The 25753-nt window shown below is 45.2% G+C and carries 26 protein-coding genes and 1 riboswitch; of the genes, 21 read left to right on the top strand and 5 right to left on the bottom strand.

Annotation, left to right across the window (positions count from 1 at the left end):
• Positions 1 to 31: 31 nt before the first annotated feature.
• Positions 32 to 850, bottom strand: coding sequence for a phytanoyl-CoA dioxygenase family protein (locus BK127_RS21545; RefSeq protein ID WP_076233581.1), 819 nt, complete (start codon positions 848 to 850; stop codon positions 32 to 34).
• A gap of 136 nt (positions 851 to 986) precedes the next feature.
• On the opposite strand from BK127_RS21545, the gene BK127_RS21540 reads away from it, so the two are divergent.
• The 11 genes from BK127_RS21540 to BK127_RS21495 all read left to right on the top strand — a co-directional run bounded on the left by BK127_RS21540 (position 987) and on the right by BK127_RS21495 (position 12331).
• On the top strand, positions 987 to 1853 hold the full coding sequence (locus BK127_RS21540; protein WP_076233580.1) for a helix-turn-helix transcriptional regulator: 867 nt from the start codon (positions 987 to 989) through the stop codon (positions 1851 to 1853).
• A gap of 59 nt (positions 1854 to 1912) precedes the next feature.
• The gene (locus BK127_RS44865; RefSeq protein WP_256711397.1) at positions 1913 to 2038 is read left to right on the top strand and encodes a hypothetical protein; all 126 of its coding nucleotides are present in this window, start codon (positions 1913 to 1915) and stop codon (positions 2036 to 2038) included.
• A gap of 309 nt (positions 2039 to 2347) precedes the next feature.
• The gene (gap, locus tag BK127_RS21535; RefSeq protein ID WP_256711396.1) at positions 2348 to 3385 is read left to right on the top strand and encodes a type I glyceraldehyde-3-phosphate dehydrogenase; all 1038 of its coding nucleotides are present in this window, start codon (positions 2348 to 2350) and stop codon (positions 3383 to 3385) included.
• Positions 3386 to 3549: 164 nt separating this feature from the next.
• A complete protein-coding gene (locus BK127_RS21530) occupies positions 3550 to 5382 on the top strand; it encodes a sensor histidine kinase (RefSeq protein WP_076233579.1) in 1833 nt (610 codons plus the stop codon).
• The gene (locus BK127_RS21525) at positions 5360 to 6880 is read left to right on the top strand and encodes a response regulator (RefSeq protein WP_076233578.1); all 1521 of its coding nucleotides are present in this window, start codon (positions 5360 to 5362) and stop codon (positions 6878 to 6880) included. Before BK127_RS21530 ends, BK127_RS21525 begins: the two co-directional genes overlap by 23 nt.
• Positions 6881 to 6991: 111 nt before the next feature.
• Positions 6992 to 8281, top strand: a complete 1290-nt coding sequence (locus BK127_RS21520) for an ABC transporter substrate-binding protein (protein WP_076233577.1) — start codon at positions 6992 to 6994, stop codon at positions 8279 to 8281.
• Positions 8282 to 8375: 94 nt separating this feature from the next.
• Positions 8376 to 9299 carry a carbohydrate ABC transporter permease gene (locus BK127_RS21515; RefSeq protein WP_076233576.1) on the top strand — a complete coding sequence of 308 codons (924 nt, stop codon included), beginning with the start codon at positions 8376 to 8378 and terminating at the stop codon, positions 9297 to 9299.
• A complete protein-coding gene (locus BK127_RS21510; RefSeq protein WP_076233575.1) occupies positions 9296 to 10123 on the top strand; it encodes a carbohydrate ABC transporter permease in 828 nt (275 codons plus the stop codon). The genes BK127_RS21515 and BK127_RS21510 overlap by 4 nt, the downstream gene beginning before the upstream one ends.
• A 17-nt stretch (positions 10124 to 10140) precedes the next feature.
• A complete protein-coding gene (locus BK127_RS21505; protein WP_179097558.1) occupies positions 10141 to 10875 on the top strand; it encodes a glycerophosphodiester phosphodiesterase in 735 nt (244 codons plus the stop codon).
• 182 nt (positions 10876 to 11057) lie between these two features.
• Positions 11058 to 11348, top strand: coding sequence for a hypothetical protein (locus BK127_RS21500; RefSeq protein WP_076233573.1), 291 nt, complete (start codon positions 11058 to 11060; stop codon positions 11346 to 11348).
• A gap of 224 nt (positions 11349 to 11572) precedes the next feature.
• Positions 11573 to 12331 (top strand): class I SAM-dependent methyltransferase, encoded by a 759-nt coding sequence (locus BK127_RS21495; protein ID WP_076233572.1) that lies wholly within the window; start codon positions 11573 to 11575, stop codon positions 12329 to 12331.
• Positions 12332 to 12346: 15 nt separating this feature from the next.
• Here the strand turns inward: BK127_RS21495 and BK127_RS21490 are convergent, their stop codons facing one another.
• The gene (locus BK127_RS21490) at positions 12347 to 12991 is read right to left on the bottom strand and encodes a response regulator transcription factor (RefSeq protein ID WP_076233571.1); all 645 of its coding nucleotides are present in this window, start codon (positions 12989 to 12991) and stop codon (positions 12347 to 12349) included.
• 2 nt (positions 12992 to 12993) lie between these two features.
• Complete coding sequence (locus BK127_RS43805) at positions 12994 to 14220, bottom strand: sensor histidine kinase (protein WP_179097557.1); 1227 nt, start codon at positions 14218 to 14220, stop codon at positions 12994 to 12996.
• A 172-nt stretch (positions 14221 to 14392) separates the two neighbouring features.
• Between BK127_RS43805 and BK127_RS43800 the strand changes: the two genes are divergently transcribed.
• The 6 genes from BK127_RS43800 to BK127_RS21460 all read left to right on the top strand — a co-directional run bounded on the left by BK127_RS43800 (position 14393) and on the right by BK127_RS21460 (position 20069).
• Entirely contained in the window at positions 14393 to 14605 is a 213-nt protein-coding gene (locus BK127_RS43800) for a hypothetical protein (protein WP_179097556.1), read from the top strand.
• A gap of 790 nt (positions 14606 to 15395) precedes the next feature.
• On the top strand, positions 15396 to 15608 hold the full coding sequence (locus BK127_RS21480; RefSeq protein ID WP_076233569.1) for a hypothetical protein: 213 nt from the start codon (positions 15396 to 15398) through the stop codon (positions 15606 to 15608).
• Between the two features lie 354 nt (positions 15609 to 15962).
• A complete protein-coding gene (locus tag BK127_RS21475; RefSeq protein ID WP_076233568.1) occupies positions 15963 to 17702 on the top strand; it encodes a methyl-accepting chemotaxis protein in 1740 nt (579 codons plus the stop codon).
• A 101-nt stretch (positions 17703 to 17803) separates the two neighbouring features.
• A complete protein-coding gene (locus BK127_RS21470) occupies positions 17804 to 18406 on the top strand; it encodes an RNA polymerase sigma factor (protein WP_256711395.1) in 603 nt (200 codons plus the stop codon).
• Entirely contained in the window at positions 18403 to 18942 is a 540-nt protein-coding gene (locus BK127_RS21465) for an anti-sigma factor (RefSeq protein WP_076233567.1), read from the top strand. Before BK127_RS21470 ends, BK127_RS21465 begins: the two co-directional genes overlap by 4 nt.
• Entirely contained in the window at positions 18942 to 20069 is a 1128-nt protein-coding gene (locus BK127_RS21460) for a hypothetical protein (RefSeq protein ID WP_076233566.1), read from the top strand. The genes BK127_RS21465 and BK127_RS21460 overlap by 1 nt, the downstream gene beginning before the upstream one ends.
• Here BK127_RS21460 and tadA read toward each other — a convergent pair.
• Positions 20066 to 20527 (bottom strand): tRNA adenosine(34) deaminase TadA, encoded by a 462-nt coding sequence (gene tadA / locus BK127_RS21455; protein ID WP_256711394.1) that lies wholly within the window; start codon positions 20525 to 20527, stop codon positions 20066 to 20068. The genes BK127_RS21460 and tadA overlap by 4 nt on opposite strands.
• 135 nt (positions 20528 to 20662) lie before the next feature.
• Positions 20663 to 21106, bottom strand: a complete 444-nt coding sequence (locus BK127_RS21450) for a thiol-disulfide oxidoreductase DCC family protein (RefSeq protein WP_076233565.1) — start codon at positions 21104 to 21106, stop codon at positions 20663 to 20665.
• Between the two features lie 173 nt (positions 21107 to 21279).
• Positions 21280 to 21373: riboswitch (cyclic di-GMP riboswitch) on the top strand.
• A 125-nt stretch (positions 21374 to 21498) separates the two neighbouring features.
• On the opposite strand from BK127_RS21450, the gene BK127_RS21445 reads away from it, so the two are divergent.
• The 4 genes from BK127_RS21445 to BK127_RS21430 all read left to right on the top strand — a co-directional run bounded on the left by BK127_RS21445 (position 21499) and on the right by BK127_RS21430 (position 25654).
• Positions 21499 to 22212: a PilZ domain-containing protein gene (locus BK127_RS21445; RefSeq protein WP_076233564.1), complete on the top strand. Its 714-nt coding sequence runs from the start codon at positions 21499 to 21501 to the stop codon at positions 22210 to 22212.
• Positions 22213 to 22346: 134 nt separating this feature from the next.
• Entirely contained in the window at positions 22347 to 23447 is a 1101-nt protein-coding gene (gene ychF / locus BK127_RS21440; protein WP_076233563.1) for a redox-regulated ATPase YchF, read from the top strand.
• 97 nt (positions 23448 to 23544) lie between these two features.
• Positions 23545 to 24618 carry a peptide chain release factor 1 gene (prfA, locus tag BK127_RS21435; RefSeq protein ID WP_076233562.1) on the top strand — a complete coding sequence of 358 codons (1074 nt, stop codon included), beginning with the start codon at positions 23545 to 23547 and terminating at the stop codon, positions 24616 to 24618.
• A 4-nt stretch (positions 24619 to 24622) separates the two neighbouring features.
• Positions 24623 to 25654, top strand: a complete 1032-nt coding sequence (locus BK127_RS21430) for a N5-glutamine methyltransferase family protein (RefSeq protein WP_076233561.1) — start codon at positions 24623 to 24625, stop codon at positions 25652 to 25654.
• Positions 25655 to 25753: the final 99 nt, after the last annotated feature.

Genomic DNA, 25753 nt, shown 5'->3' with positions numbered 1-25753 from the left:
CCTCTCCATTGGGATTTACATAATCATATCATTATTTTTGATATACAACTGGAAAATGCTCCCCAGCCAAAATATCTCCCTGTTTAATATCCACATAGGGCAGCATCGGATGTTTTCCGGATGGCTCGTAGCGGGTATGACCCGGCATATAATGGACAGCAATGGCTCGGCGTTTCATATTTGATCGATTATTCGGGCTTCCGTGCCAGGTCAGGGAATGATGATAGCCAACCTGCCCTTTCTTGATCTCAAAGGGAACTGCTGTTAGATCCGCACCTTCCGGGAGTAATTCGGGCTTGCGGTGATAAGGCATAAACTGCTCGTTGCTGGCCAAATATTTTTGCTGATCTCCCCATTTGTGACTCCCCGGAACCATCCACATGCAGCCATTGTCGATAACTGCATCATCAAGGGCAACCCAGGCGCTGACAAGATCGGCAGGCTGAATGATCGGCCACAACGGATGATCCTGATGCCATGCCGTCGGTCCACCCGTTACTGGTGGCTTGTATTGAATCTGATCATGCCATATACGAAGCGTATCGGTCTGACATAACTGAGCGATCTCTTCGCAAATACGGGAATGACCTGCGTGCTGTAGAAAGGCCTCACTTACCATCCAGATATTGACGATTTGAATGACCTTCTCGTTGGCGACCATTTTCATCCCGTCATAGGGGGATTCGCCTTCCTTCATATTACGGTTTAGAACCGGCTGCTTGACCGATTTCCCTTCCATAACGAGATCCAGCTCCTCACGCAGCCGTTCAACCTCGCTGTCATCCAGCACAACCCCACCTTTTAAAAATCCATTCCGTTCAAATTCCTCGATCTGCGCCGCGTTCAGCATGTAGTATTCCCCTCTCATTGAAACCAGCTTATTTGTGGTGATATAGTTAAGTATAAGAACTTGTGAACGGTACGTATTTAGACAAAACCAAGAGGCATTTACACTTTTCCAATATCCTAGTAGGAGTGACTTACTAATGAACGTAGGTTCCCTTCTGACGCTGACGCCAACGATTAATTTCGCTCACCGCAGCCGAGTGGACGCAGATGTAACCTGGGGTCCCAGAACGATCCCCGACTGGCAGTTTTTTTATGTTATCGAGGGAGAAGCAGAGCTACTGTATAACCAAAAGCAGCAGCGGATCAGGGCGGGGGAGTGTGTGCTCTTTGGTCCTGACAGCCCGAATCAGCTAAACACCCTTACAGAGGCATTATTTTACAGCATTCATTTCCATTGGTCTCATCCTTCACCAGTACCCGTCCATCCGGCTTACCGCATCCGGGAAAGCTCCTTTGAGGACCTTTCCTGTCAGGCTCCGACGTATCATATGGATATACCCGAGTATGGCAGTATCGTCATTCCTCCCTGGTTTGATCTTCCTGAGCTGGAGCAGATATTCTTAAGAATCGTGAAGGAATATCAGCTGGAGCAGCCAGGATATGCATTCGTGCTGCGAGCTCTGCTGATGGAGCTTATTGCAAGTCTCATGCGTCATGTACTGGATCAATCCTTTACGCGAAAAGCCAGTAAAATAGAGTCGGCGCTTGAAATCATGCGCATCCATCCCGAGCAGCCGTGGACGGTCGAGCAGCTTGCCAATCTGTGCGGGTACCATCCGATCCATTTTACGAAGCTCTTTAAGGAAGAGATGGGTAGAACACCTAAGCATTATTTAATCTCGGAACGGATGAAGCGAGCGAAACAGATGCTTCTTGGTGAACTGACGCTCAGTGATATCGCCGAACAGTTGAATTACACCAGCATTCACTATTTCAGCTATCAATTCAAGAAGGAAACAGGTCTTAGTCCAAGCGAATTTCGGCAGCAGGGCAATACTCACTGAAGTGGTATGAGGAAAGCTGGGATATCCCTGCAGACCAAGGAAAGGATTTATTCCATACGATGGCACAGAGCTTTTATGGCATGCTGTATGAGACCATCGTACATGGTAAAGCACTTGAGGTAACACCTCAACAGGTACGCCAGCAAATTGCTGTCATGGAAGAATGCCATCGTCAAAATTCGTGATCCAGCTTGGTCAGGATAAAAACCCGCTCGTAGATTAAATTGAAGCATATACTTGCTAAGCAGGCCACTCGTCAGAGTGGCTTTTTACGTGCGCCCAGCATTAGCACTAGAGCAGTAAGAGATCTATCCCCTTAAATTGACCGGGGAACCACTTCTTGCGACAATAGTACACAATATATGAATGTAAATAACTTAATAAATTGAAATATGCGTATTATATAAATTTGTTATGTACAATATCCTTTATTTAGTATACAATAAATATCGAATAAAGCGTATTATATATAATTGTATAAGGGGGACTTTAACTTGGGACTTGGTGTAGGTATTAGTGGAATGGGGAGAATCGGAAGGCTGTTGGTCAGGAAAATTTGCTCGGATCAGCAGCCAACGGTTCAGTTAAAAGCGCTGAATTGCGTTTATCCGGTTGAGACGATTGCTCACCTTTTGAAATATGACACCGTACATGGAAGATGGGACGCCAATATCTCGGTACGTGATGGAAATTTAATCATTAATGAACAACAGATTGAAATTATTTCGGAACGGAATCCTGAACGTATCCAATGGGGGCTTTTTGATGTACAGCTAGCTGTTGATGCAACAGGCAAGTTTAATAACAGGGAAGGAGCCAGCAAGCATATCGCAGCGGGTGCATCTCATGTCTTAATCACAGCTCCAGGCAAACAGATGGATCTGACTATCGTGATGGGGGTCAATGATCATGAATATGATCCCGGTAAGCATCGGCTTTTGTCCGCAGCTTCTTGTACAACCAACTGCCTGTCCCCTGTCTTGTTGATTCTGGATCAAGCGTTTGAGGTTCAAACAGGTTGGATGACGACCATCCACTCCTACACAGCTGACCAGAATCATTTGGACAATCCTCACAAGGATCTACGGAGAGCAAGGGCTTGTACCGAGTCCATTGTTCCTACAACAACAGGGGTGGGTGAGGCACTTGCAGACGTGCTTCCCCATTTGGCCTCTCATATTCAGGGAATTTCTCTCCGTGTTCCGACACAGGATGTGTCATTGATCGATTTGACAGTGAAGGTTTCTCAGCCCTACAGCTTGGAGCGCGTCAAAGCCGTTTTGAAAGAGGCATCGGAGAAAAGTTTATCACCCTATGTTGGTTATACAGATGAGCCTCTCGTATCTGCTGATTATATTGGTTGCGCTAAATCCGCGTTTATCGATGGTCCTTCTATTATGGTCATGCATGATCAAATTAAGGTATTAGCTTGGTATGACAATGAATGGGCCTATGCGAGTCGTGTTGTTGAACTGGTGCAGCTCATATCGGAAAGAGTAGATCAGGTAAGGAAGACTCCACAGCTGACTTAGAGGAGGACTTATGGCGGTTTAATGAGGTGAGCTATTACGAGGAGTGGTTGGAGCTTGAAACGATAAGCCACTCCTTGGAATGGCTTTTTTGGCATGTCATTGACAACGCGAGCAGTTAAGGTTTATTTTTTAGATGGCTGTTGTTCACAAGAAGGGAGCCGTCTATGAGGAAATTGTCTATCCGATTGTTGAAACCGGAATCATTCCAAAATAAGCTCTTAATGTCTTACATTATGATTATTATGATTTCCGTGCTGGCTGCTTTGCTGATTTATGGAGTTAATTTATACAATCAAACGAGAGGTTATTATGAGGATTTGCTGAACGAACTGAGCAATCGAACCAATGTCATCTTTAGTGATTTTATTTCCAACGCTTCGCTGAACTCATTTTTTTATTTAACAGATCCCAAGCTGCAATCGATTTTGACCAAAAGGTACCAGCTGGAAAGCAGGGAGCATATAGAGGATACCCTCTACGTTCAGAGAGCGATGGATCAATTGGTGTTGATGAACGGGAATATGGCATCCATCTCCGTCATGGCGCCTAATGGACTTGTTTACTCTAGCATGTCCGCCTCTGAACCCTTAATGAAGCCGACGATTGAGAAAATGAGCAGGCAGGAGCTGCTGAATGGCAACCTGGTCATCTCCTCTCCCTACGAGAACAACACGAGAGGCAACAAGGACAAAATCATTTCGATAGTCCGATATTTGACGGATATCAATATGAATAAAACGTTTGAAAGCTATGTGAAAATAGATATTCGCTTCAAAGCTTTGCAAAATATTTTTGGCGGTATTGCCAATACCAACAATGAGCTGGGCACGATTGTCATCGTAGATGGCAAGGTCATTTACCATTCCAACCTTCCGTCTGAAGCTTTGGACAATAAGGAAACTCAGGCAATTGCAGCCCTGTTTAATGATCAAATGAACAATGGGAAAAAATTTCTGAAGCTCAATATGAACCAAGAATCGTATTTATTTAGCGCTCGGGTTAACGATATGACCCAATGGAAGGTTATTCATTATATTCCGACAAGGCTTATTGACCAAGCATTCCTCAATAACACTAGGAACTATATGCTGTTAAGTTTGGTTTCTCTGATCGCGGCCATCATGCTCGCCTTGTTTTTTTCCAAACGCTTTATTAAACCGATTCACAAATTGAACAGCGAAATGAAGCTGGTCGACTCTGGATATTTGGACAGGGTGCCGATGCATGAGAACCGAATTGATGAAATCAGTCGATTGGTCACCAGCTACAACGATATGATTCACCGTCTACGGGAAAGCAGAGAGCTTGAGATTGTTTCCGGGCAGCTGCAGAAGCGGGCGGAAATGAACATGCTTCAGGCACAAATCAATCCGCATTTTTTGTACAATACGTTAAATGCTATACATTCCGTAGCGGAGCTGAACAGAGTCAGCGATATTTCGACGATGGCAAGATCTTTATCCGATATGTACCGTTATAATATCAAAACCGGTGATGAAGCAACCCTGCACAATGAACTGGAGCAAATCAAAAATTATATCAGGATTCAGCAAATCCGGTTTCTCGGCAAATTTCAAGTTGTATACGAAATTGATGAGGTGCTGCTTCCCTACAAAATATTAAAGTTTTTGCTGCAGCCGTTGGTCGAAAACTCGTTCTATCATGGGCTGGAGCCCAAGGGCGGTAAAGGTACGCTGATCCTGTCTATCACTCAAAAGGGGCATCTGCTTCATATTCGCGTCGAGGATGATGGGGTGGGGATGGATGAGCACAAGCTGGGTGAGCTGAACGAGATCTTTTCCAATCCGTTTCAGGCTGCGAGCCTGGATTCGAAGGATAATTTTGCTTTGCGCAATGTGCATGCCCGTATCAAAAATTTTTATGGTGAAGATTATTGGATCAAGCTAAGCAGCCAACAGCAGGCAGGGACCTCTATTGAAATGACCATACCGGTAGTAAAGGAGTTGGAGGCAAATGAGAATACTCGTGGTCGATGATGAATATTTCTCCAGGAAAGCACTGGTTCAGATCGTCCAGGACTGGAACCCGCAGGCTCATGTCTATGAAGCCGAGGATGGCCAAGAAGCGATAGAGCAGCTGCAAAATGTGAATCCTCACCTGGTTTTGTCCGATATCCGCATGCCTATTCTTGACGGTATTGGACTGGCGGCCTACATTCATGAGCACCATGAGGACACCATCAATATCATTATTAGCGGCTATGATGATTTTAAATATGCGCAGCAGGCGATTCGTTACAAGGTGGAGCATTATTTACTTAAGCCTGTAGATAAGGAGCATATATGGTCATTGCTGAAGCAATATAGTCATCAAACGGAGCTGTCCTCGGAAAAAAGAATGGAAGAGGGCTTCGCCGCTTTATTGTATGAAGGTACGACAAGTAAGCTTGATCCGGTAGACATGGATGATATCGGCAGTTATGCCATTGCGATCCTGCGGGTCAATGCGGATTATAAAGAGCCAGTCAAACAGCTCATAAAAAAGACGCTGTCAGCCTGCAGCTTGCGATTTGTTACGATTGTTGACAGGCGGTATTCCGATATGCTCCTCGTATGGATGTATGAGCAGAATCCAGGCTCAGCAGCAGGAGCAGCTGTAAATCAGGAAGGTTTGAAACACATCATTCGAGATGCACTGCATATGGGCGAATGTCATATATGCGTCGGAATAAGTGGAGTACATACAGATATCAAGGAGCTTACGGCTTGTTATAAAGAGGCTAAGAGTGCGCTGCTGTACAGGCTGATCTCAGGGAATAACCGCATTTATGACGCGGAATATGCAGCTATGAACCGGGCCTTCAACTATGGAGCTATCGATGAATGGATTTCGGGCTTATACCACAAGCTGGTGAAGTATCAGACCAAGGAGGCTGTCGAAACTCTAAGCCATTTTTTTGCAAATGTTGTCCAATCCACGTTATCTGTCAATGTGCTCCATGATATGTGCGCCAAAGTAACAACGATGCTCAATTCGGTCATTGAACTGACGAATGCACGAAGCGATACGGCCGAAGCTTATCTGGAGCAGATAGACCTGCATGAAGTTGATGCTGTACAGGACATTATCGATGAATTTACCCAGGTGATGATCAGGCTCGGCGAAAGACTGGCACAGAACCGAGCCAAAACGGATATGATCGAGGACATTCAATACTATGTGCAGCATCATTATCAACAGGACATTATGCTTGAGGATCTGGCAAAAACGATGTATTATACGGACCCGACTTATTTAAGTCGCCTGTTCAAGAAAAAAACCGGAATGCGCTTTTCACAATTTCTGCTCTCGGTACGGATGCAAAACGCCAAAGCCATGCTCGAAAACGATACTTCCCTGAGCATATCCGAAGTATCAAGCGCGGCGGGCTTTAACGATTATTCCTATTTTATCCAAATGTACAAAAAATGCTTCGGGGAAACGCCCGGGAAATATAAAAGCAGCAATCACAGTAATAAGCCTACAGATTGTTGAACGGACTGTAATAGTCATTTTTATCATATTCAAAAAGTCAGCTATCTCCTATTTTACGTGAAAGCCCTTAAGTATACTTGAATGGTCAGACAACGAAAGGGGTCAATAGAAATGAATACAGCAGGAAAATGGACTTCTGTGCTATTAGCTTCAACTTTAGCAATTGTAACCGCTTGCTCGAATGAAAATGCGGGCGGAGCCGGTGCAGGTAAGGATGGAAAAGCTGAAAGTCCGAGCACAACACCCGCAGGACAAAAGGCGAAAATTGAATATTTTCAGATGAAATCCGAAATGGTCGATGTGGTTAATGAGCTCATCAAAGATTTTCAAAGCAAAAATCCTAACATTACCGTAGAGCAGAACAATGTCCCTAATCCCGAAAATGTATGGACTATGCGTGTTTCTACGGATGATGCTCCCGCAGTATTCACCCACTTCCCTCACAATGCGGTGTTCCAGCAAATGTCCAAGGAGGGCAGAGTCGTTGATTTGACTGGCGGCCCCCTAATGGCTAACGTTTCTCCAGCGCTCGCTGATTTAAGTAAAATTGATGGTAAAAACTATTTGGTGCCAATAGCGGTAGCTACTTTGGGCGTACATTACAATGTCGATATGTTTAATGAGTTAGGTCTGAAAATTCCACAAACCTACGATGAGCTGATTGCAACCGCTGACAAAATCAAAGCAGCTGGCAAAACGCCTTTCTACTTCCATGATAAGGATTGGAATGGAATCCGTCAGGAGGTGGTGTCCCGGATGGGGCTGCAAATTCCAGATGTTCAAAACTTCCTGGATAGCGTGATGAAGGGCAAGGCTCATATTACAGATAACGCTGCCTTCAAGCCTTTTGCCCAGAAATTATACGACCTTCGCAAATATTCGCAAAAGGATGCTTTGGGTACGGGGTACGATGACGCGCTTCGTGAGTTTGCCAACGGTAAATCAGCGATGTGGTACACGGGCATCTGGGCTATTCAACCGATCAAAAAGTCCAATCCTAACTTAAAATTCTCGATGTTCCCAATGCCAGCGGCGGATTCAGCCAATACGAAGGTTCAAGTATCTGTGGATACAGCTATTGGAATTCCGACCAAAGGGAAAAACCAGGCTGAGGCCAAAAAGTTCATTGAATATATGTCTTCGAAGGAAGTTGTTCAAAAGTACGTCGATTTGAGTGGTTATCCTGCAGCGATTAACGGAGTTACCAATAATAACAAAGAAATTACCAGCTTGAGCGATCTGATTACTGCGGGCAAGGTGTATCCGACAATTGAAAGGGTATGGCCGCCGGGAGTTAATGGAGATGTAGGCAAGGCCACTCAGGAAATGTTGGCAACAGGTGATATTGATGGTTATCTGAAAGCTTTGGATAAAATCTTTTACAATAAGCTGAATCAATAACAATAAGGGTACAAACGATGACCCCGCGGCGATGGATATACAGTCGTGGGGTTTTCTATCCCTATCATTCAATTAGAAAGCTTGGAGGTGGACTATGGAGATTGTCAATCATACAGGACTCGCTGTAAAAAAGAAAAAGTCGCTAACCGCTAATAAAGCCAGTCTCATTTTCTTTTTGCTTACATTGCCCACCCTGTTGTTATATATCGTTTTCTTTTTATTTCCGGTAGGTATGGGTTTTTACTACAGCATGACGAACTGGGACGGCTTCTCTTTGACTTACCGCTTCATCGGTCTGAAAAACTACATCAATATCATGAAGGATGACCGGTTCCTCGATTCCATGCAATTTACGTTCATCTATACGGCACTGGTCGTGGTCATTAAGCTGTCCATAGCTTTATTGCTGGCTATCCTGCTAAGCGGTAGTCTGAGACTGCGTGGTTTTTTTCGATCTGTATTTTTCTTTCCTGCCGTATTGAGTATGCTGACGGTTGGGCTCATCTTTAATCAAGTCTTTTATGCGGTGCTTCCGCATGTGGGAGAGGCACTTTCACTGGATTGGTTGTCCAAAAATATCCTGGGAAGCAAAAATACGGCGATGTACGGAATCGCACTCACCAACATCTGGCATGGCATTGCAACGCCGATGGTTATTTTTATTGCAGGGCTGTCCAGTGTGCCCAAGGATTTAAAGGAGGCTGCTGTCATTGATGGAGCCAGCCCGCTGCAGCGATTTTTCTCGGTAACGATCCCATTCCTGATTCCCATGTTAACCGTTAACTTGGTTATTTCCATCAAAGGCGCGCTCACTGTATTTGATTATATTGTAGCGATGACAGATGGAGGTCCGGCACATGCGACAGAGTCGATGGGCTTTCTGATCTATAAGCATGGGATGACGGAGATGAAATTTGGTTACGGTACCGCCGAGGCCATTTACGTATTTCTAATGATAGCTATAATTTCGTTTATCCAAATCAAGCTGCTTAATCGGAAGGAGGCTGGACAGCTATGAGAATAAGCGGAATCTCTCGAACGGTTTCCTACCTCGTTCTGGCAATCGGAATGTGCCTGGTACTCGCACCGATGTATTTGACCTTGACCATTGCCATGAAAACACCGGCCGAAACAGCCAAAAACTTTTTTGCACTGCCTTCTGGATTTTATATGGGAAATTTTATAGAGGTCATTCAAAAGGCTAATTTCTTTAAATTTCTCGGCAATTCCGTCTATGTAACGGTTGTTTCTATTCTGCTTATGCTGCTGCTGATCCCCATGGTCTCGTATGCAATATCGCGTAATTTTTCCAAGCGGTATTATAAGCTCCTGTATCTGCTTGTGATGTCCGGTATATTCGTCCCCTTTCAAGCTGTCATGCTGCCAATCTATAGACATATGAGCAACCTGAAGATGCTGGATCAGAATGGTCTGATCGTGATGTATGTGACGTTGGCATTTGCGCAGGGACTTTTCTTGTGTGTCGGGTTTTTGAAAAACATTCCGATGGAGCTGGATGAAGCCTCGAAAATAGATGGAAGTGGTGTATGGACAACGTTTACACGAATTATTTATCCATTGATGCTGCCGATTATAGCTACGGTCATTATTTTGAACAGCTTGTGGATCTGGAACGATTTTCAGCTGCCTTTAATTATTTTGAACCGCCATCCCGATTTTTGGACGTTGCCGCTCTTTATTTATAACTTCAAAAGCGAATATTCGTCCAATTTCAATTTGGCATTCGCCGGGTTCTTTATTTCCATGCTCCCTATTATAATTTTATATGGGTTTACGCAAAAATATATTATTGGTGGACTTACGGAAGGAGCGCTTAAATAATGGTATCATCCAATAGGATGAAAACAAATCGTGTTCTGAACATCGCACATCGGGGAGCTTCAGGTTATGCGCCCGAGAATACAATGGCAGCCTTTGCACGTGCCATTGCGATGAATGCTGATTATTTGGAGCTGGATGTGCAGCTTAGCCGGGATGGACGACTCGTTGTCATTCATGACCAAACCGTTGATCGTACAACTGACGGAACCGGCCGTGTGACTGACTTGACCTTGGAGCAGCTCCGTGGGGTGGATGCCGGCAGTTGGTTTAATAAGAAGTTCACGGGTGAGCGTATTCCAACGCTGGCTGAGGTGCTGCACTTAAGCCGTGGCAAAGCAGGTCTGCTGATCGAAATCAAGTGGGCTTCGCTGTACCCGGGTATTGAGCACAAGCTCGCGGATGAACTAATCGCACATGGTTTGGATAAGCCGAATGCGAGCAAGATTATCGTTCAATCCTTTGATCAGGAATCACTGAAACGGTTCCATGCGATTCTTCCGAACGTTCCCATCGGAGTGCTTGTTGAAAATCAGGCCGATTTGGTCACAAATAAGCTTGTGGAGCTGGCAACTTTTGCCGACTATATCAATCCTTACATGGGTCTGGCAACCAAAGAAATCGTCGAGGACATCCACAGTCAAGGGATGAAGGTATGCTTATGGACGGTCCGTTCACCAGGTGTAGTTAAACCGCTAATAGAGCTGGGAGTTGACGGACTTATATCAGATTATCCGGATTATATTCGCAGTTAATATTACAAGCATATTTTATTTCCCGCGCAATATCCAAGATGAATAACGGGTCGGAGGGTGTAGCAGGAATAAGTTTCAAATCCCATTCATATATACTGGTAATGGCATCTATGTTGAGCCGGAGATCACCTATACCCATAGGGGAACGCATGTAATCATTTAATGAATGGGAGTGGTAATGGATGAAACTGCTTAAAACGAAAGTGGCTGTGCTCGCGATATGCACAGCGGTGATGCTTCCGAATGTAGTGGGTGCTGCGACGGCAGCCGATCCGCTGAATACCCCTAATGTAAGCACAACCCCATCCAAGATTCCCCCTATAACAGGTGAAACGAATGTAAACGGTGTCTATGTTCCGGGATATTATGCGATTAATAAAGACTCGAGAGTGGCTTTCATTTATGGAGGCATCGGTGTTGTGGTTGTAAATAAAGGAACGGCATTACCGAAAGGCTCTTATTACATCAATTAAAATTAGAATTTTCATTGATTGGCATCAGGAGAACCAAGCTTTTAATCAACAGGAAAGACGCATAGTTACGGTTTTAAATCCGTAGCCCTGCGTCTTTTTTGTGCTGAATCGATATCTAGCCCATCTTGTCACTATGCTTCGCGTACGGTAATATATTAACAGATAAAATTGGAATCTTGTACCATTCATATCATCAATAAGGCATTTTCGAAGGAGTCCGAGATATGGAAAAAGGTCAAACAAATGGGGATTTTCAGGGATTTGTAGCGCGTCATTACGATGTATGGTTTAAAGATACATACAATGTAATGGATTATCTTTTTTATAAAGGATATGTGATCGACAATCAGGGACCAGCTTTGGAAGTAGGCTGCGGTACCGGTCGGATGCTGCTGCCCTTTGTGCAGGAAGGTCTGGATGTAGAGGGCGTCGATTATTCGGAAGATATGTTGAAGGTATGTAGAAGTAAAGCAGATCAGCTTGGAATCGTGCCCACCTTGTATCATCAGCCTATGCAGAATCTAGATTTGCCACGGCAGTATCACACCATCTTCATACCTGGGAATACGTTCAATCTACTGACGAAGCATGAGGAGGCGTTAGAGGCGTTGCGGCGTCTGCATACACATTTAGTTGATGGGGGTCAGTTAATTTTGACGCTAACCGTGCCGAGAGAGCATATATTGAACGAACAGCCCTATATATGGAAACACATCGCTGAGGCTCAACGTGAAGATGGGGCTATAATCAGGTTGAGCGAACGGGTTATGTTGGACTATTGGGAGCAGCTCAAAACGAATTACAATAAATATGAAGTGTTCATCGAACATACGCTCGTTGAAGTGCATGAGGACACGATTCAACTGCGTTGGTTTTATCAATTGGAATTTGAGTTAATGCTGAAGGCTGCTGGGTTTAATAGTATCGAGGTCACCTATTCACAAGGAAACCGATCCTACATGATGATAAGCGCACGTAAGTAAGGGTGAAATATCCGATTATCCATTTTTGTCCGAGTCGGTATAGTAGCTGCTTTGAATAAACTTTTCCATTGCCTGAACCCGCGATTTAACTCCTAATTTTGCATAGATTTTTTTTAAATAATTATCGACCGACCGCTTGCTTACGAAAATTTCATTAGCAACCTGCTCTTGGGTCGCCCCTTTGACGACCAAAGTCATAATTTGGATTTCATCTTTGGTTAGCAGTACTTCTTGAGTGGGCAGACTCTTCATCAGCCGCATGCCGCGGTACAGGGACAAGGGGATCATTGTACAGTCGTCCATAATACACCGAATCATATTTTGGATCACACGCTCGCTCGATTCCTTGGAAATGATACCGCTAACGCCAAGCTCAATCAAATGATTATAAAGGTCAGACACATCAATACCCGTAAAAATAACAATGTGCGTATCTGGAGAGATATCCTTAATTTGTTTGGCTACGCTGCTTCCAAATTGATCCGGGAGGTTGTAATCCAGTATGATCATGTTCGGCTTGTGAAGCGCGGTCATCTCCAGACATGACTTGCCGCTCGCTGCGATGCCTATTACCCGAATATGTTCAATTTGCTCCAATATCGTTTGCGTTGCCTTGGCCATAACGGGATGGTCATCGACAATGAGTATACTTCTTTGCATCTTCAGGCTACCTTTCTCATCGGTATGGTCACAGATAGGTAGACTCCGCTTTCCATATCCTTTCTAATGTTCAACTGTCCATTTAAAGAAAGAATCCGGCTTCTCATTTGCTCAAGACCTGTTCCGGAGGATCCAATTTCTCTGCTGGTTTCTGACTGGGCCTGCAGCCCAATACCATCATCCTTATAAACGAGCAGGAAATTATTGCCTTCAGCTGTTAAGGTGATGCTGACTATAGAAGCAAGTGAGTGTTTTTTGGCATTATTCAATAGCTCCTGAACAATCCGGAATACGTGTCTCTTGGCATCCAGATCCCGATCTTCAATCCTTTCGGCTCCTTGGGCCATGAATTCAAGCTGGAATGGACATATGGGAGTCTCGTGCTCTACCAGCTTGCGCAGCGTGTTAATCAGTCCGATTTCATGAAGCAAATGCGGATGCAGCTCAAAGCAGTTTTGACGCAAGTTCGTATTAATAATTTCCACGTAATCGAGAATGCCCTTCATTTGCTCGATGTCTTGTTGAGGGAATTCGGGTTTCTCGATCAAGGAAGCAAATCGCTTTTTGAGAAAAAACAAATCCTGCATGGTCGTATCGTGAAGATCCGTTGCAATCCGCCTGCGTTCGTCCTCTTGAAGTTCAAACATCAGCTTACGGAACCAGACCAATTCCTGCGCACTCTGTTCACTGGGCATTTGTGAAGCCAATTGCTGCAATCTCATATTTAGCTTATGAATCAAATGCATATTTTCCAGACTGACGGCAAGATAAGAAATAATAAAATTTAACCACTGCATGTCTTCCTTGCTTAGTGCTGTATTTGTCTTTTTGTCGGTCATTATCAGATAACTGGTGTACTCCTCATGACGATTAATTTCAAAACGCAGTAAGGAGGGATAATTCCACGCTTCCACATCGGCAGAGCCCTCGATAGCAGGCAAAGAGATTTGGCCTTCAATAACCGTTTCGATCCTATCTTGATACTTGTAAACGATAGCGGCGCCAAATACTTGCAGCGTATTGACGATATCGACCAGAACCATTTCTTTAAGCTCCCGAAAGCTGGAGATCGAACATAGGTTGTTGGCAATCTTTTTCATGGCACGATTCAAGTAATATTTGCGGGGAAATATAATAAACTCCAGCTTTGTCGTAAAATATTCAAACGAATACAAGATGAAGGTGATGGTTATTACTGTAAAAATAAAGCTGAATACAACATGTTGCATAGTAACATGATATTGAACGATAAGAGCATGTCCTGTAACAAGGACAATACTTGGAATGATGGATAGGGCTACATTTAATAAAACGCGACGCAGGACAAGGTCTATATCGTATAGTTTCTTAGCCAAGATTAGGTAAGCGAATGATAAAGGGAAAAACAAAACAAGCCATGAAGTGTATAAGGAATTAACCCAATGTCCTCCAAAAAAAGTTTGGGGAATAATGGACAGGAAAATAAATGGGAAAAAAGAAATTGTTAGTGCCCACCAGACCGTTTTGATAATAATAGAAAGATATGGTTTCTCTTTTCGGTACTTAAAGAAAGCAAATATTAAAAAAAAGAAGCTTATTAATAAACCGATTGAGAAGGAAGTGGCGACAACCTGATTGCTATATTGATAGAAATAATATGAATATTTTGGAATGAAATAAGGTAATGCTAGTAAAGATATGCAACTGAAAATAATATACAGATATTTGATGTAAAGATTTGGAAGCTGGATTTGAGTTCGTTCTTTTAAAAAAGCGAACAGGAAATGAAGAAATACAATAGGTAGCGACAGCATGAACATGATAATGAAAAATTTACCTAACGAATCACCTCGAATGGAGGCGCCAACACTGGAGAAAGTGAGTCCGATATTGAGAAACACTAGAGCCAAGAGTCGTGCTGAGTTGGTATGCCCAGCTTTTTTATAAATAAGAATAGCAAAAAGTATGGCTAAAACTTCACCACAAAAAGGCAAAATACTTGTACTAGCAGCAGCATTTACGTCCACTAGGTTAATGTTAAATTCGTTGCCATCCCTTAGTATTGTTATACTTTGTGCCTGTTCAATGGAATGCCATTTTTGAACGGTTTTATGTAGATGGGGCAGATCATCGTTAATTTTTAATATAGTGTCTCCTCGTTGTACATTCAATTTTAAGCTATTGCTCTCGGAATCTAATTTATTAATTATCCAATGTTTATTTTGATTTTGAATCAACTCTATCCCTATAAATGGAACATTAAAAGTGAGAAAAGAAAACCATATTTGCAGAGATATCAGTATCAATCCACTAATGTAAAAAAAATATTTCTTTCTCACCTAGGTTACCTCCTTGCTTTTTTCAAATTTCTGGTATAATAAAAATGAAAAACTTGTAAATAATTGTAGAAATGGAGGTGATTTCTATGTCGACTGTTTCTTATTCTTCAAATCTGCATCATGCTGTGCGCTCATTAAAAGAATTAGACAGCAAGCAATTAGAACAAATGTTTAAAAATGTAAATTGGTTCGAAATGTGGTCGATCTCTGCCAAAGAAGCACAAACCGTTTTCGATTTATTTTCAGAGACAACAAAAAGCTACATACATAAAACAGATAGAGCAGATATATGGCAATAATTTATTACTTAATTTTACCAAAACATTAAGAGATTGTATATTGGGACTTCCCTATTATGCAGTCTCTTTTTGTGTTTTGTCTTGGGTCTAAAGATGCAAATATCTTTGTATAGTTTTGCAAACGCTTGGTTTTCTTGTCGAATGACCTTGGTAGAGCAGGATCTATTAACAATAAACAGTAAATTTTGTAAGTATATATATCTATGAGTCTTTAGAACTATAAAGGATTGTATTGCGTTTGTCGAAGTAGAAAAGAAGGTAAAATACCCAGTGAAAGAAAGAATCTGTTTCATATAGGGAAATCGATCACAGATCGAACCTTACAAGGAAGAGAGAAAATCGGAGGATGCAGGGATGAAACTTACACTGTTTAAGAAATTGTTATTTAGTTTTCTGCTTGTGCTATTGCTTCTGTCCACCATCAGCATAACAGCGATTACCAACATGGGCAGCATGGGAACCACCTCAAAAAAGACAACTCAGGTGGGACTGCCTAATGTTATTCTACTCAGCAATCTGAATCACGATCTGATGGAGCTTGACGATCTCATTCTGCGTATTCAATTGAATATTGAAGATCGAAGCGCAGATCGGGAGATGGAGAGCATTAATTCCAAGGATTCGGCTCTATCCCAGCCGGATAAGGCAAAAGCGAAGTTTGAAGAGATTCAGGGGAAAGTAAAGTTATTGGAGAACATCGGCTCTGAAACAGCGGATAAGGGCCTTATACAATATTTCAATGACAATTGGGCCAAATATGCGGCTGCGTTCCCCTCACTTTTAACTGAGGTACAGAAACACGGTCAGCAAGGGCTGGATTTGATTCAACAGACGAATCAGCAGGTATCGATATGTACGGTAGTCATCAACGAACTTACCAAAAATAACCAGAAGTATGCGAATGAGTGGGGCGAAGAAATGAACACCTCCTATTATTCGGGTGTCATCTGGGTTATCGCACTAAGTATACTTGCCATTTTGGTAGGCTTGACCGTATCCTTTTTAATTGCACGGCATGTTTCCGTACCGATAAGAGCAATGAGCTCGATTGCCAAAAAGGTTTCTGAAGGGGATTTATCTGTCACACACCTCACATTAATTCGCCAGGATGAGATTGGTGAGCTGAGTGCGGCATTCGAACAAATGACACAGCATACTCGCACCATGATATTGAAAATTAATGAGCATGCTGATCTGGTAACCGTTTCAGCGGAACAGCTCAAATCAAGTTCGGGAGAAATGCAAACAGCATCCCGTCACATCGCTCAAACCGTTAAAGAAGTGGCTACAGGTGCAGGTGAACAAACGCTCAGCATGGAGGAAACCTCACGCTCCATGGAAGAGGTAGGCGCAGGAATCGGACGTCTGGCGGAAAATGCATCCTCGATTGCGGAGACAGTCGAATCATCCAGACAGCAGGCTGAGCATGGCGGTGCTTCCATTCAAAATGCCGTGGAACAGATGGGCTCGATCAATGAATCGGTCGTTCAAACTGACCATATTATTCAACTGTTGGGAGATAAATCGCAGCAAATTGGGGAAATTCTTCATGCCATTCAGGACATTGCCCAGCAAACCAATCTGTTGGCGCTCAATGCGGCTATTGAGGCAGCACGAGCAGGTGATCATGGGTTAGGTTTTGCCGTGGTCGCGACCGAGGTTCGCAAGCTGGCCGAGCAATCGAGCCAGTCATCTGGAGAGATTGCAGCGCTGTTAGGTGAAATTCAATACGGAATCGGGGATTCCGCCAATGCCATGACGAAGGTGAAGGAAGAAGTATTAACAGGGATTGAGCGGGTGCGGGAGACGGAAATTAATTTTGATCATATTTTGCAATCGACCACCCATATTGCCTCGCAGGTTCAGGAAATGGCAGCGACCTCGGAGCAAATGTCGGCAGGAGCCCAGCAAATTACCGCTTCCGTCTTTCAGGTTGCAGAAATTGCGCGGAGATCGGCTTCAGCTTCACAAGGAGTGGCCTCTTCGGCGGAACAACAGCTGCAAGCTACGGACGGTGTAAAATCGTCAGCACAATCTTTATCCGAAATGACGGAAGAGCTGCATCTTTTGTTGTCCCAGTTTAAGGTTTCTTAATCGTCCAGAAGCATATGTTGTGCGTTCATTTAGAGCCTTGTTTCAGCCATTGCTGGAGCGGGCTTTTTGTTATGGAAAAAAATAATTAGGCGCGTAGTGCAGTGTATTTGCGTAAATATGCGTCTATCGTTATGGAGAGGAGGGGGAGAACGATCACAGAAGAAACCCGATGGATCGAACGGATTGTGGCTGGCGACCACGAAGCTTTTCGCTTATTGATGGATAAATACAATACGTATCTGTTTCACGTTGTTTATTCGGTGCTTCGATCGACTACGGACGCTGAAGATGTAACCCAGGAAGTGCTGTTCAAAATTTATGCTTCTCTCCCTCGGTACGAGCATAAAGGTTTGAAAACATGGATGACCAGAATTGCCGTGAACAAAGCGATTGATTACAAACGATCGCTGGAACGAAAGCGGGAGCAGCTGACGGACCAGCTGGAAGAATTGATACCCAACGAGGCTAATGAAACGACAGTAGAGGATGAAGTGCTGCATACACAGCTTCAGCAGCGGGTACGGGACTATTTGCACGAGATGCCGGATAATTACCGCCAAGTGGTGGTTGCCTTCTATATTGAGGATAAAAGCTATCAGGAAATTGCCACAGAGCAAGGCATTGCGTTGAAAACCGTAGAGTCCAAGCTGTATCGGGCCAAGCAATGGATTCGCAAGCATTGGAAGGAGGATGAGCTGATATGAAGCATTATACCGGGGAGCAGTGGATGACTTACGTGGAGCAGGGATTAAATGATGATGATAATCAACAGATGGAACTGCATCTGATTACCTGTGATTCATGCATGGAGCTGTATATGCAAAGCCTTGAAGGGGTAGTCGGCTCGTATCCTACGCTGTCTGATGAAGCAGCTCTGGCAGACAGGGTCATGTTGGCAATAGAAGCAGCGGGTCCCATAAGTCCAAGCTCTACGGCTTCAAGACTAGCTCCATTGGAAGAAGCTGGATTCGGAAGCCAGAAGCTAAGAAACCCGATCACGTGGATGAGAGCTCCGTTGTTCCACTATGCTGTTGCTGCGGTAATCACGCTTGTCCTGATGAGCTCAGGTATATTTCAATCCATAGTGGATCACCCGGTTGGGATAGATAGGGCTTCCAATGGGGATGCGCAGTCGGAAGCAACGCAGGAGCCTGTTTCGGTTTCTAAAAAACTGATGGACAAAACCATCGTCGTGCTGGACTCCATCCAGCCTAAACAAGAAAAAGGGGGAAATCGTTAATGCCGTCCAAACATCCGATAACCGCACTGCTGTTATCTTTAATTCCCGGTCTTGGGCATCTATACATCAACAGGATTATCAGAGCATTTTTCTATGCAGCCAGTTTTTTTGGGCCGTTGCTGTTAGCGTTTCTGATAGTGCTCGCAAAAGGATTACATCGTTATGAAGGGCCGTTGATCATTCTGATCGGTTTCGCTCTTCTGGCAGGGGCAATCAACCTGCTGGATATGTTCATCACGGTTGTGGGGGGCAGAGGGCCGTTCGCAGCGAGGGTCAGGCAGAGCTCGTACGGGGGCGATGCGCAGGAATCTTATTATTCAGATACCGCTCAGGCATCTCATGGTGATAATGAACGTGTAAATACTATATTACTGTCCTTTATCCCGGGGCTTGGTCATTTGCAGTTGGGGATGATGCAGCGCGGGCTGGCTTTTTTGATCGCATTTTTTGGTGCCTTGACGATGATCGTATTCGTTGCGTCTGTCACCAACAGTGACCGTTTTATTGTGTTTCTAGGGGTTTTGCCCATTATCTGGCTATATAGTCTGTTTGATTGCGTCCAACAACTGCAGCGCAAGAGGCAGGGAGAGATGCTGCTGGACCGGACGTTTCTGGAGGATTTTCAAGCAAGTCGTGAGGATGGCAAGAGGAGTAAAGTTATTGCAACCTTCTTATCCATTGTACCCGGAGTGGGACATCTGTATCTCGGCTTGCAAAAACGCGGATTGCAGCTGATGATCGCTTTCTTTTTGAGCATATATATTCTGGATGTGCTGAGGCTTTCCATCTTTTTATTTCTGATTCCGATTCTTTGGTTTTATAGCTTTTTCGATGCGCTTCAGCACATCTCGAAGCAGGGGCAGGAGCCGTTAAAAGATGTCCCGATCGTCGATTGGCTGGTCAATCATCAAAAATGGGTAGGTATGGTGCTGCTCGCTCTAGGGGTCTACTACCTGACCGATGAGATGCTGCTCACTGCATTAGATCGGTGGTTTCCTAAAGAGCAGATTTCGATATTATTTCATCGTTATTTTCAAACTGTAGTCGTCTCGATCCTGCTTATTGGTGGTGGCTTGCGGCTGCTCGCTGGAGGCAACCGCAGACCGTCGGATCACAAGAAACGTTAACCACGTTTCGCCCGCAGCTTGCGGAAAAATTGCGTCAGCAGCAGACTGCATTCATCCTGTAGAACGCCGCTAATAACATCAACCTGATGGTTGAAGCGATCCTCCTGAAGCAAATTCATCAAGGTTCCGGCGCAGCCGGCTTTGGGGTCCACTGTACCGTAGATGACCTGTGGAATGCGTGCCTGGACAATCGCCCCGGCACACATGGGGCAAGGCTCCAGGGTGACGTAGAGCTTACAATCAAGCAAGCGCCAAGCTTGCAAATACTCACTGGCCTGCTTGATCGCAATCAGTTCTGCGTGCGCGAGCGGGTCCAGCGTGGATTCTCGTAGATTATAGCCGCGGCCAATAATCTGATTTTGCCATACAACAACAGCCCCGATAGGCACCTCAAGCAGTTCTTCTGCTTTGCGTGCTTCTTCAATTGCGGCTTGCATATATTCAATGTGCTCTTGCACAGGAAACACCTCTTCTAGCAGCTGGGATGTGAATAAACAGGGAACAAATATTCGGTTGTGAACATGCTGTGGATAAAGCTGTGGATAACCCGGTGGTTATGCACAAATCACTTGAAATCGCTGTGGAAAATGCCATTATCCGATAAACTTGCTGCGAATCTCTGCACTGGGAATCATGCAGCTGTCGTACTTACCGAACCAGCGATACCTGCGCTTGGCAATGAACCGGTAGACAGCGTCTCTAATCGGTTTAGGTATGGCTGTGAACACGGTGAGCAGGCGCCAGGCACCCCCTAATCGTTTGCAAATTTGCAAAACTGCCGAAGAATGGGTGTAGACGGAACGTCCTTCACAGAGTATAACCGAATCCAGTGATTCGTTCTCATTCTTCAATATTCCGGTGGCTAGCAGTTGTATGGCGTAATCGGATTGAAGTGGAGCAAATCTGAACGTATCGTGCTGGTCATGACGTAGAATGAATTGTACCCATCCATTACAAAATCGGCAAACGCCGTCAAACAATACAATTGAATGCGTTTCCAGGGATTGTTCGGGTTTTGGATCATTTTGAGCTGTCATGGCATCACCTTTCTCTTAATTTGGAGCATTATATCACATTTTCATCAAATACAAATGAATTTATTGTAAATTCCATGAAAAAAGCTTGCAGAGATAAAATCGAGAACGTATAATAACAACATCACCTCATATAGGTATTATGTCCTAAAATACTGTGATTTTCATCACCAAATGATACCTATAGGCAAACTTGCTGAAAAGTAAGGACGCAAAGCTCAGGGTCTAAGGTTTCTTACATGAAGAGACTATGACAGCCTAGCCGCCGATGAAGCTTCACTAGCGGTGTGCAACGGCTGTTTTCCAGACTTGATGTCGGAGAACGGCCTTTATAATTATATCGGCATGAATCAGGATTGAATTACAGAGATATCAATGTGAGGAGTGGGATGACGATGCTATCCAGATCTGTAACCTCAGGCATAAGTTACGAATACACGGATGAGATATTCAAAAACCCGTCCACTGTCTTGATTCATAGCCGTACTGTTGTGGAGAAAAACGATTTTGTGTCCACAGGTCTGTTATCGTATGCAGAAGGTGACATTTTGGAAATTGAAATTCCTGAATACAAGGTTTTTGAGTTGGGAGATTCGGTGAAACTGACCGTATATTCGGCGGGAGGTATTTTTACATTCCAATCGACTGTGGTGGCCAAGGATGAAGGCTCGCTTATCGTGATTAACCCTCCGCAAAATCGGCAGCGGTTTATAGAAAAACGCAGCAATCCCCGGATTGAGGTCAGTGAAAAGGGCACAATCCATAAGCTGATCCGTCAGGATACGAATGAAAAGCAAACGTTAAGCAAGGCTGTAGGGCTGACCGTTCAAAATATAAGTGTGAGTGGACTTGGATTTACCGTCCGGGACGAGTTCGATCTTGGGCACGATTCAGTCGTAGATGCCGAATTGGATCTGGGCTTTTCATTTCCTTGCGTATGCGAGGTCATCAGACGTGAAAAGATCGAGGGCGGTTATTATTACGGGGCCCAATACGTTCAGCTGGCTTCAGACAAAGCCAATTCATTACGGGCTTATGTATTGAAAAAACAGGTGGAAGCGCACTTTAGCAAAAAGAATTTGGAAATGATAAAGCGTACATTCAAGTAAATCAATAACGGCATACGCTTGTTTGCTTCCGCCCCTCAGGCGGATTTTTTTGCATAGTGACAATAGTTCTTGAAATGCGATATAATAACTATTTAGGGATACGGAAAACATTTAATTAAGGAGTTGTCCTATACATGGCTTTAAAAGCTGGAATCGTGGGTCTGCCGAACGTAGGAAAATCCACTTTATTTAATGCGATAACACAGGCAGGCGCCGAAATGGCGAACTACCCTTTTTGTACAATTGACCCAAATGTCGGTGTGGTAGAGGTTCCTGATGAGCGTCTGGTTAAGCTGACTGAAATTGTCATACCTAAGAGCGTAGTGCCTACAGCTTTTGAATTTGTCGATATTGCCGGTCTGGTTAAGGGCGCGAGCAAGGGAGAGGGACTTGGCAACAAGTTTCTGGCTCATATCCGTGAGGTGGATGCGATTGTTCACGTAGTGCGCTGCTTCGAGGATGAGAACATAACACACGTATCCGGCGGCATCAATCCGGTTAGCGATATTGAGACGATTAATTTGGAGCTTGTATTGGCGGATATTGAATCGGTTGAAAAACGGATCGAGCGTTCGCGTAAAAATATTAAGGGCGGCGACAAAAAGTATGCAGCTGAGGTCGAATGCCTGGAGCGTGTGAAGGAAGCCTTGTATAACGACCAGCCTGCGCGCAGTGTGGAATTAAGCGCTGATGAGAAGCTGCTGATTCGTGATCTGCATTTATTGACAATGAAGCCGATGCTGTATGCAGCCAATGTAAGTGAGGATGAAGTGGCTACTGCTGATGATAACCCTTATGTGCAAAAGGTTCGCGAGTTCGCCGCGGCTGAAGGTGCGGAAGTGGTGCCGATCAGTGCCAAGGTAGAATCGGAAATTGCGGAGCTGGAAGGCGAGGATAAGGCGATGTTCCTGGAAGAACTCGGTTTGCAGGAATCGGGCTTGAACCGTCTGATTAAAGCCGCTTATCGACTGCTCGGTTTATATACGTATTTTACAGCTGGCGTACAAGAGGTTCGTGCATGGACGATTGTCGAGGGGACCAAAGCACCGCAAGCGGCGGGTGTGATTCATACTGATTTTGAACGCGGCTTTATTCGAGCTGAGGTTGTTGCTTATCAGGATCTGGTCAATGCCGGTTCGATGAATGGCGCCAAGGAAAAAGGCCAAGTACGTCTGGAAGGAAAAGAATACGTCGTGAAGGACGGAGATGTGATGCATTTCCGCTTCAACGTATAGCGAGGCATCGGACGCGGGAACGATGTAAGCATAGTGGTTGGTCATTTGAACCTATACGGATGATGTGGTCTTAACTAACGGATAAGGAGTGATTGGTATGATTGACAAGTTACAGTCGTTGGCAGGTCGCTATGAGAAGCTGAGCGAGCTGCTGTGTGATCCTGACGTAACGAGCGACACAAAGAAGCTGCGCGAGTATTCCAAGGAGCAGTCGGACCTGCAGGAAGCTTATGACGCTTATATCGAATATAAAGGCGTTGTCGAGCAATATGATGCCGCACGGGCAATGCAGAACGAGAAGCTGGATGAGGACATGCGCGAGCTTGTAAAAATGGAGCTGGATGAGCTTTCAGAGCGTAAGACAGAGCTTGAAGAGCGGATTAATATCCTGATGATGCCCAAGGATCCAAATGATGACAAGAACGTCATTGTGGAAATCCGCGGCGCAGCTGGCGGAGATGAGGCGGCATTGTTTGCCTCCGATCTATACCGGATGTATACGAAGTTTGCCGATGTTCAAGGCTGGCGGACGGAAGTTATGGATGTCAGCATGAATGATCTGGGTGGCTTTAAGGAAATTATTTTTTCCATTAACGGCAAGGGTGCCTACAGCAAGCTGAAGTATGAGAGCGGAGCGCACCGTGTGCAGCGAATTCCGACGACGGAATCAGGCGGACGGATTCATACATCGACTTCTACCGTAGCGGTGATGCCGGAGATGGAAGAATTCGATATTGAAATTCATGACAGTGACATCCGTGTCGATACGTTTTGCTCCAGCGGCGCGGGTGGACAGTCGGTTAATACAACCAAATCAGCAGTTCGTGTGCTTCACGTTCCAACGGGGATTATGGCTACTTGCCAGGATGGCAAATCGCAAAACTCGAATAAGGAAAAGGCGCTTCAGGTGTTGCGTGCGCGGATTTTTGATAAGTTTCAGCAGGAAGAAATGAACAAGTATGCGGGCGACCGGAAAAGCAAAGTCGGCACCGGTGACCGCAGCGAACGAATTCGGACTTACAATTATCCGCAAAGCCGTGTGACTGATCATCGTATCGGTCTGACGCTGCATCGTCTGGATGCGGTTTTGAATGGAGATATGGATGAGCTGATTTCCACGCTAACGATTGCTGCGCAATCGGAATTGATGGATCGGGGAGAGCAAGCGTAAACAGATGTCCTTCGAACATAAGTTGACTATTCGTGAAGCCTATGTGGAGGCTTCTTCTTTTTTGTTGCAGCATGGGGCGAGTGAGGCAGCCAGCAGTGCAGAGCTGCTGCTGCAGGATCTGCTCGGGTTAACGCGCAGTGAGATGCTGCTTAGCTGGCAGGAGCCGTTCCCGCAGGAGCATGAAGCGCGCTGGAGAGAGCTTCTTGCTCGCAGGGCGGCAGGCGAGCCTGTGCAGTATATCCTCGGGGAGCAGGAGTTTTACGGGCTCCCCTTCATGGTGACACCAGCGGTGCTGATTCCGCGGCCGGAGACGGAGCTGCTGGTTGAGCAGATCGTGCTGATCGGCAAGCAGCTGTGGCCGGAGATGGCTGTTGGACTGGAAGGAAGCCGCGTGAAATCCGGAGCTGATCGAGATCCGGCCTTGGATGAGCAGCCTGCTCAAGGCGGGGCTACTGGTGAAGTCCTGGAGGCGAAGCATAGGGCTGATACCGAAGGTGCAGCTGCAGGTCGGCCGCTTATCGCCGACATTGGTGCAGGGAGCGGGGCGATCGCGGTGAGCCTCGCTGTGCAGTGCCCGCAGTGGCGCGTCATGAGCTCAGACATATCGTCGGCTGCGCTGACGGTGGCTCAGGCGAATGCGGAGCGCCATGGGGTTGGCGAGCGAGTCACCTTCCTTGAAGGTGACTTGCTCATGCCTTACATTGAGCGCGCACTGCAGCTCGATGTGGTCGTATCCAATCCGCCGTACATACCGGAGGCGGATGAGGTTGGACTGCAGCCAGAGGTGAGGCTGCATGAGCCGCGATCTGCGCTGTACGGAGGCGCAGATGGGCTTGATCTGTATCGTCGGCTGACGGCACAGCTGGCTGAGCTGGAACGGCTGCCTGCACTGGTTGGTCTTGAGGTGGGTATGGGCCAGGCAGACGAGGTTGCGAAATTACTGAGCCAGGCAGGAGAATGGGATGAAATTCGGATCATCCCGGATTTGGCAGGAATTGCACGCCATGTGATTGCGATCCGCTATCCCGTGCGATGATCATCTTGACAGTTGTTTGGTCGACATTAACATAAGAGTGAATCTATCTATGAGAGATAGATTACTAGAATCATAGAATGATAGGTTTAACCTCTCTCG

It is taken from the genome of Paenibacillus sp. FSL H7-0331, assembly GCF_001956045.1.
Note: the sequence above shows the minus strand (reverse complement) of the source record. Positions and strands in the feature narration are given on the sequence as shown.

What these genes read in the sequence shown, in the direction of transcription:
- BK127_RS21480 (WP_076233569.1), top strand. Translation starts at nt 15,396, where the DNA reads ATGTCGACTGTTTCTTATTCTTCAAATCTGCATCATGCTGTGCGCTCA.
- BK127_RS21450 (WP_076233565.1), bottom strand. Translation starts at nt 21,106, where the DNA reads ATGACAGCTCAAAATGATCCAAAACCCGAACAATCCCTGGAAACGCAT.
- ychF (WP_076233563.1), top strand. Translation starts at nt 22,347, where the DNA reads ATGGCTTTAAAAGCTGGAATCGTGGGTCTGCCGAACGTAGGAAAATCC.
- BK127_RS21445 (WP_076233564.1), top strand. Translation starts at nt 21,499, where the DNA reads ATGCTATCCAGATCTGTAACCTCAGGCATAAGTTACGAATACACGGAT.
- BK127_RS21545 (WP_076233581.1), bottom strand. Translation starts at nt 850, where the DNA reads ATGCTGAACGCGGCGCAGATCGAGGAATTTGAACGGAATGGATTTTTA.
- BK127_RS21475 (WP_076233568.1), top strand. Translation starts at nt 15,963, where the DNA reads ATGAAACTTACACTGTTTAAGAAATTGTTATTTAGTTTTCTGCTTGTG.
- BK127_RS21500 (WP_076233573.1), top strand. Translation starts at nt 11,058, where the DNA reads ATGAAACTGCTTAAAACGAAAGTGGCTGTGCTCGCGATATGCACAGCG.
- BK127_RS21530 (WP_076233579.1), top strand. Translation starts at nt 3,550, where the DNA reads ATGAGGAAATTGTCTATCCGATTGTTGAAACCGGAATCATTCCAAAAT.
- BK127_RS21505 (WP_179097558.1), top strand. Translation starts at nt 10,141, where the DNA reads ATGAAAACAAATCGTGTTCTGAACATCGCACATCGGGGAGCTTCAGGT.
- BK127_RS21510 (WP_076233575.1), top strand. Translation starts at nt 9,296, where the DNA reads ATGAGAATAAGCGGAATCTCTCGAACGGTTTCCTACCTCGTTCTGGCA.
- BK127_RS21460 (WP_076233566.1), top strand. Translation starts at nt 18,942, where the DNA reads ATGCCGTCCAAACATCCGATAACCGCACTGCTGTTATCTTTAATTCCC.
- prfA (WP_076233562.1), top strand. Translation starts at nt 23,545, where the DNA reads ATGATTGACAAGTTACAGTCGTTGGCAGGTCGCTATGAGAAGCTGAGC.
- BK127_RS44865 (WP_256711397.1), top strand. Translation starts at nt 1,913, where the DNA reads ATGGCACAGAGCTTTTATGGCATGCTGTATGAGACCATCGTACATGGT.
- BK127_RS21515 (WP_076233576.1), top strand. Translation starts at nt 8,376, where the DNA reads ATGGAGATTGTCAATCATACAGGACTCGCTGTAAAAAAGAAAAAGTCG.
- BK127_RS21540 (WP_076233580.1), top strand. Translation starts at nt 987, where the DNA reads ATGAACGTAGGTTCCCTTCTGACGCTGACGCCAACGATTAATTTCGCT.
- BK127_RS43805 (WP_179097557.1), bottom strand. Translation starts at nt 14,220, where the DNA reads ATGCAACATGTTGTATTCAGCTTTATTTTTACAGTAATAACCATCACC.
- BK127_RS21430 (WP_076233561.1), top strand. Translation starts at nt 24,623, where the DNA reads ATGTCCTTCGAACATAAGTTGACTATTCGTGAAGCCTATGTGGAGGCT.
- BK127_RS21490 (WP_076233571.1), bottom strand. Translation starts at nt 12,991, where the DNA reads ATGCAAAGAAGTATACTCATTGTCGATGACCATCCCGTTATGGCCAAG.
- BK127_RS21465 (WP_076233567.1), top strand. Translation starts at nt 18,403, where the DNA reads ATGAAGCATTATACCGGGGAGCAGTGGATGACTTACGTGGAGCAGGGA.
- BK127_RS21495 (WP_076233572.1), top strand. Translation starts at nt 11,573, where the DNA reads ATGGAAAAAGGTCAAACAAATGGGGATTTTCAGGGATTTGTAGCGCGT.
- BK127_RS21520 (WP_076233577.1), top strand. Translation starts at nt 6,992, where the DNA reads ATGAATACAGCAGGAAAATGGACTTCTGTGCTATTAGCTTCAACTTTA.
- BK127_RS21525 (WP_076233578.1), top strand. Translation starts at nt 5,360, where the DNA reads ATGAGAATACTCGTGGTCGATGATGAATATTTCTCCAGGAAAGCACTG.